6 protein-coding genes are annotated in these 5,958 nt (G+C 66.4%); 4 read left to right on the forward strand and 2 right to left on the reverse strand.

Features of this window, described 5'->3' with window-relative positions; all coding sequences use genetic code 11:
• Window positions 1–69 precede the first annotated feature (69 nt).
• Window positions 70–528, reverse strand: coding sequence for an NUDIX hydrolase (locus tag A3764_RS02215; RefSeq protein WP_067920939.1), 459 nt, complete (start codon window positions 526–528; stop codon window positions 70–72).
• Between the two features lie 144 nt (window positions 529–672).
• On the opposite strand from A3764_RS02215, the gene gndA reads away from it, so the two are divergent.
• Window positions 673–2,115: an NADP-dependent phosphogluconate dehydrogenase gene (gene gndA / locus A3764_RS02220; protein WP_067920938.1), complete on the forward strand. Its 1,443-nt coding sequence runs from the start codon at window positions 673–675 to the stop codon at window positions 2,113–2,115.
• 34 nt (window positions 2,116–2,149) lie between these two features.
• Here the strand turns inward: gndA and truA are convergent, their stop codons facing one another.
• Entirely contained in the window at window positions 2,150–2,923 is a 774-nt protein-coding gene (gene truA / locus A3764_RS02225; protein ID WP_067920936.1) for a tRNA pseudouridine(38-40) synthase TruA, read from the reverse strand.
• Between the two features lie 109 nt (window positions 2,924–3,032).
• Here truA and A3764_RS02230 point away from each other — a divergent pair, with 109 nt between their 5' ends.
• Genes A3764_RS02230 through A3764_RS02240 form a run of 3 tightly spaced genes read left to right on the forward strand, consistent with a single transcriptional unit; the run spans window position 3,033 to window position 5,910 of the window.
• Window positions 3,033–4,448 carry a YcjX family protein gene (locus A3764_RS02230; RefSeq protein WP_067920934.1) on the forward strand — a complete coding sequence of 472 codons (1,416 nt, stop codon included), beginning with the start codon at window positions 3,033–3,035 and terminating at the stop codon, window positions 4,446–4,448.
• A 2-nt stretch (window positions 4,449–4,450) separates the two neighbouring features.
• Complete coding sequence (locus A3764_RS02235) at window positions 4,451–4,903, forward strand: GNAT family N-acetyltransferase (RefSeq protein ID WP_067920932.1); 453 nt, start codon at window positions 4,451–4,453, stop codon at window positions 4,901–4,903.
• Window positions 4,903–5,910 carry a YcjF family protein gene (locus A3764_RS02240; protein ID WP_067920930.1) on the forward strand — a complete coding sequence of 336 codons (1,008 nt, stop codon included), beginning with the start codon at window positions 4,903–4,905 and terminating at the stop codon, window positions 5,908–5,910. Before A3764_RS02235 ends, A3764_RS02240 begins: the two co-directional genes overlap by 1 nt.
• Window positions 5,911–5,958: the final 48 nt, after the last annotated feature.

Consider the following 5,958-nt stretch of genomic DNA (forward strand, 5'->3'; position numbering starts at 1 on the left):
GCCGCCGGGGTCATTCAAGCCCGGCCCGTTACTGACGGGTTGGCAGGGTGGTCCGGTAAAAGGCGCCGCTCAAAGCGCCCGCAGCAGATCAGCCAGTTCGGGTTCGTCCACGCGGCTGGCGGCCTCTTCGGGGGAGAACCACGCCCGTTCGCGTTCATCCACTTCGGGATAATCCACTTCGAGGTCGGAGACTTCCGCCAGATAGACCTGAACTTCGACCGGCAGGGAATGTCCGCCCGTCATTCTCTTGTCGTAGTGATAGATGCCGTAGGGTTCCGTGCGGACGCTCGCATTTTTCACGCCAGCTTCCTCCCATGCTTCCTGAAGCGCGGCACCCGGGCCGTCCAGCCCGTCGATGGGCCAGCCCTTCGGGACGATCCAGCGCCCGGTATCGCGGCTGGTGATCAGCAGAACCCTGCGGCCTTCCGGCGTGTTGCGATAACACAGCGCGGCAACCTGCAGACGCCGGGGGCGTTGCAGGATGGGAAGGACCAGATCGGTCCAGGCGCGCTTGAAGACATGCATCATACCGGTTGAAACGGACTCTCGTTACATCTGTTACTGAATGAGACCTGTGTATAACTCGTTTTGCGGGTAGATTCAAATCCTTGTGGTGCACTTGTCATGTGCCCTGTGGCAGGACACTCTGGCCAAAAGGCAAGGAGGGACGATATGCCCAGAGAGCAGAAGATGGCGGATATCGGGGTCTACGGGCTGGGGACGATGGGCAGCGCGCTCGCGCTCAACCTTGCCGACAACGGGTTCACCGTGGCCGTCACCAACCGGGAAGCTGAATGGATCGACCGCTTTATGGAGCAGGCAGGTCCGCTCGCTCCCTCTTTCCGGCCCCATGCGGAGCTGGAGGGGTTCGTGGCTGCGCTGTCGCGCCCTCGCAGTATCCTTTTCATGATCCCTTCGGGTGCTCCGATGGATGACATGATCGCCGCCGTGACGCCGCTTCTGGATGAAGGCGATACGCTGATCGACGGCGGCAACGCCGATTTCAACGACACGCGTCGGCGGGCTGCAGCCATGGAAGGATCGGGGCTTCATTATGTCGGTATGGGCGTATCGGGCGGGGAGGAGGGCGCGCGGCACGGACCATCGCTGATGGTTGGCGGCAGTGCTCACAGTTGGGACCAGTTGCGCCCGATGGCCGAAGCGATCGCCGCGCGGTACGAAGGCGACCCCTGTGTCGCCCACCTTGGCCCCGATGGCGCCGGCCATTTCGTCAAGACCGTTCACAACGGCATCGAATATGCCGACATGCAGATGATCGCGGAGATCTACGGCCTGCTGCGCGATACCGGCGGCTGGCCCCCGCAGCGGATCGGAGAGGTTTTCGAAGGCTGGAAGGACGGCGCACTCAGTTCCTACCTGATCGAGGTTTCCGCCGCCGTGCTGCTGACGCGTGACGACAAGACGGGCGGCGCGCTCGTCGACAGCATATTGGATCGGGCAGGCCAGAAGGGCACGGGCCGCTGGACACTGGTCGAGGCGCTCACGCTGGGCCAGTCCGCCAGCGCGATCGAGGCTGCGGTGGGCGCGCGGGCGTGGTCCTCCGAAAAGGATACCCGCGTCATGGCGGAGCCTTTGTTGCCTGCCGCTGCCCAAGAAGCTCCGCTGCCCGAGTTGTCTGACCTGCATGATGCGCTGCTGGCCGGGCGCATCCTTGCTCATGCGCAGGGGTTCAGGGTGCTCTGGGCGGCCTCGGCAGAATTCGAATGGTCGCTCGACTTCGCGCGGATCGCAGAGATCTGGCGCGCGGGCTGCATCATCCGCTCGGCCTTGCTGGATGAATTTGCCGCTGCCTTCCGCAGCGAGTTACCCGCGGAACACCTCATCCTCGCCCCGGCGATGCGGGAACGTCTGGAGGCCTCGCTCGGGGGATTGCGCCGGGTGCTGGCCTGCGCGGTGACGCGAGGGGTGCCGATGCCTGCGCTTTCCGCTGCGCTGGCGTGGTACGATACCATGCGCCACGCACGGGGGACGGCCAACCTGATACAGGCGCAACGCGATTTCTTCGGGGCCCACGGGTTCGAGCGGATAGATGAGCCGGGATCGTTCCACGGAGACTGGATCGAACTTGGGCCCGAGGCGCTGAATGAAGACTGAGGCCGGGTGCTGCGCCGCCCCTTTCGCCAGACGTCTAGTCGGAAGCAAACGGATCGTCAGGATAGCTGACATGAGCCAGGTACAGGCCCTGCGGCGGGCAGACGGTGCCACAGGCAGCGCGGTCACGTGCAGCCAGCGCGGCCGAGACCTGATCGGGCGTCCATGACCCGGCACCTACGTGTTCCAGCGTCCCCACGAGGCTGCGCACCTGATTGTGCAGGAAGGACCGGGCGCGAACGTCGAAATGCACCTCTGGCCCCGCGGGGGTTTCCACCCTTTCGATATCCAGCCGGTCGAGCGTGCGCAGGGGGCTGTCCGCCTGACAGACGGTGGAGCGGAAGGTGGTGAAATCGTGCCGCCCCAGAAGGCGCCCGGCGGCGGCACGCATGGCGTCGATGTCCAGCTGGTGCCTCACCTGCCACACCAGCCCGGCCTGATGTGTCGCGGGGGCACGCCGGCAGAGGATACGGAATAGGTAGCGGCGTTCCAGCGCGGAGAAACGCGCATGAAAATCGTCGTCCACAGCGGCGCAGGCGGTAATCGCCACGGGAAGCGGTTTCAGGTGGTAATTCAGCGCCTCCGACAGGCGAAAGGGCGACCAGTCCCGGGTGAGGTCGCAATGGGCGACCTGCGCCAAAGCGTGCACCCCCGCATCCGTGCGCCCGGCGGCGGCGATGCGGTGTTCCCCCGGTTCGAGCCGGGCAAGCGCCGTCTCGATCGCGCCCTGTACCGAAGACTGGCCGTTCTGGCGCTGCCAGCCCACGAAGGGCGCCCCGTGGTATTCGATTTTCAGCGCATAGCGTGGCATGGCGCGCGTCTAGCTTGCGGGTCCGGTTCTGGCAATCCCCGGACCGCGCCCCTATGTTGCGCCGCAGGCCAGATCGCTGGCCAGAACGCATGGATAGACGGGACAGACAGTGAGCATCGCGGGATTTGCAGACAGCCTCTGGCGGCAGGTGGAAAACGTGGGCGACACCCTGTCGGAAACCCTGCTGGAACCTGTCGTGCGTCTGGGTGTCACCGGGCTCGCGCGGTCTGGCAAGACGGTATTCATCACCTCTCTCGTGGCCAATCTGCTGGACCGTGGGCGCATGCCCGGCCTGCTGGCGGCGCAGTCGGGCCGGATCGAGGCGGCCTTTCTGCAGCCGCAACCGGACGACGCCGTGCCCCGGTTCGACTATGAAAGCCACCTCGGCGCGCTGACCGCGCCCGATCCGCATTGGCCCGAAAGCACCCGTGCCATTTCCGAATTGCGTCTGTCATTCAGGGTTCGGCCCGAGGGCATGTTGGCGGGTTTGCAGGGGCCGCGGACGGTCCACCTCGATATCGTGGATTATCCGGGCGAATGGCTTTTGGACCTCGCCCTGCTGGATACAGACTATGGCACATGGTCCGCCCGTGTGCTGGAGCGGATTGCCGAGCGCGATGAGGCGGAGGATTTTCGCAGCCTCGTGAACAACACGGACCCCGCGGCACCCTTTGAGGAGGTGGAGGCCAAGCGGCTGGCGGAAAGTTTCAGCAGCTACCTTCAGCGTGCGCGGGCAAACGGCTATTCGGACTGTACGCCCGGGCGTTTCCTGCTGCCGGGGGATCTTGCCGGATCGCCGGTTCTGACCTTCGCGCCGCTGCCCACTGACGGGACCGCCCCGCGCAAGGCGCTGGTGCGGGAAATGGCGCGGCGTTTCGAGGCCTACAAAAAGCTCGTGGTGCAACCCTTCTTTCGGGATCATTTTTCGCGGATCGACCGGCAAGTTGTGCTGGTGGATGCGCTGGGCGCCATTCATCAGGGCCCCCGCGCGGTGGAGGATCTGCGCCGTGCGATGGCGGAAATCCTTTCAGCGTTCCGCCCCGGCCAGAATGGGCTTCTCTCCACCCTGCTGCGCGGCAAACGTGTGGAAAAGGTGCTTTTCGCCGCGACAAAGGCGGATCACCTGCATCATTCGCAGCATCCCCGGCTGACCGCCATCATGGAGGCTTTGGTGCGGGATGCCCGCGACCGGGCGCAATACGCGGGTGCCAGTACCGCGGCCATGGCCATTGCCTCGTTGCGGGCCACGACAGAGGCGCAGATGCCCCATGAGGGGCGTCAGCTTGACGTGGTGCGGGGCCGTCTGCTGGAAACGGGCCGGCAGGCGGCCTTCTACCCCGGTGAGCTGCCCGAGGATCCCGCCCGCCTTTTGACCCCTGCGCGGCAGGGGGCGGAGCGCTGGCTTGACGGCGACTACAGCGTGATGAAATTCGCGCCCGCCCCGCTCAACCTGCGCCCGGGGGATGGGCCGCCGCATATCAGGCTGGACCGCGCTGCGGAGTTCCTGATCGGGGACAGGTTGTGAGCATGCCAGCCGATATCGAAATCGGCCCGGCCCGCGTGCTGGACGCGGGACGGCTGGGCGCGCTGATGAGCGGTGCCATCGCCCGGCTGGGCTGGATGCCGCATCCGCATAGCCGCGCGGAGGACATCCATTTCGTCGGCCAGATGATCGATGCGGGCTGGGTCCGCGTGGCCCGGTGGGAAGACGAACCCCTGGGGTTTCTCGCCATACGAGAAGAGGAGGTTCAGGCGCTTTACCTGCTGCCGGAAGTGCAGGGCAGGGGCATCGCCCGCGCGCTGATGGAAGATGCAAAAAAGGGGCGCGAACGGCTCGGTCTCTGGTGCATGCAGCGCAATGCCCGGGCTGTGCGTTTCTACCGCAAGGCGGGCTTTGTCGAAGCGCGCCGTACCGACGGTGTGGCCAACGACGCGGGGCTGCCCGACTTGCGTTTTGAATGGCAGCGGAAGGCAGGATAATGGCGAAGGGACCGGTTCTGTTCGATCTGGAGGATGACGAGGGGCCGCAGCCCAGGGTGGCGGAAGCGCCGCCGGTGCCTGATATTGACGGCCCCGCCCCGCAGGGGCAGGCGATGCAGATTGCCGCCCATCTTGCGGCGCGTCGGCCGTCGCGCCTGGTGCGGTTGTTCTGGATCCTCGCCGGTATGCTTGTCGGCGCGCTCGTTTCCATCGCCGCATGGGATTTCGTGACCACCCTGCTGGCGCGGTATCCGCTGCTGGGATGGGGGGTGACCGCACTATTGCTTGCATTCGTTGCCGTGGCGTTACTGCTCGGGCTGCGGGAACTCGCGGCCTTTGGCCGTCTCGCGCGGCTCGACCGGCTGCAGCACGATGCGCAGGAGGCGCTGTCGAACGCGGACCTTCGGTCGGCGCGCGCCGTGACTGATCGCCTCGTCGCGCTCTATGCCGGGCGGGAGGATACGCGCTGGGGCCGCGAGCGGTTTGCCGAACTTTCCGGCGACCAGCTTGAAGCGGCGGGCCTGCTGTATCTGGCGGAAGCGGAATTGCTGGCACCGCTCGATGCCGCTGCCCGAAGGGAGGTCGAGGCGGCGGCGCGGCAGGTGGCAACGGTGACAGCGCTCGTACCGTTGGCTCTGGCGGATGTGGCCGCCGCCATGCTGAGCAACCTGCGGATGATACGCCGGGTGGCCGAGGTCTATGGGGGGCGGTCCGGCTTCCTGGGCTCTTGGCGGCTGACGCGGGCCGTGTTGTCGCATCTGGTGGCGACCGGAGCCGTAGCGGTAGGTGACGACCTGCTAGAGCCTGTCCTCGGGGGCACTGTTTTGGCGCGGTTGAGCCGCCGGTTCGGTGAAGGCCTCGTGAACGGTGCGCTCACCGCCCGCGTGGGCGTGGCCGCGATGGAGGTCTGCCGCCCGGTTCCCTTCTCTGCCGGGCGCCGGCCAAGCGTGCGCGGCATTGTCGGGCGCGCTCTGACAGGGCTGCTGGGGCGCGGCAAGGGCGGTTGAACGATAGCCTGCGCGAGGTTGCACAGCGGGCCGGGGGGCCAGCCCCCC

The organism is Sulfitobacter sp. HI0129 (assembly GCF_001635395.1).
GTDB lineage: Bacteria > Pseudomonadota > Alphaproteobacteria > Rhodobacterales > Rhodobacteraceae > Sulfitobacter.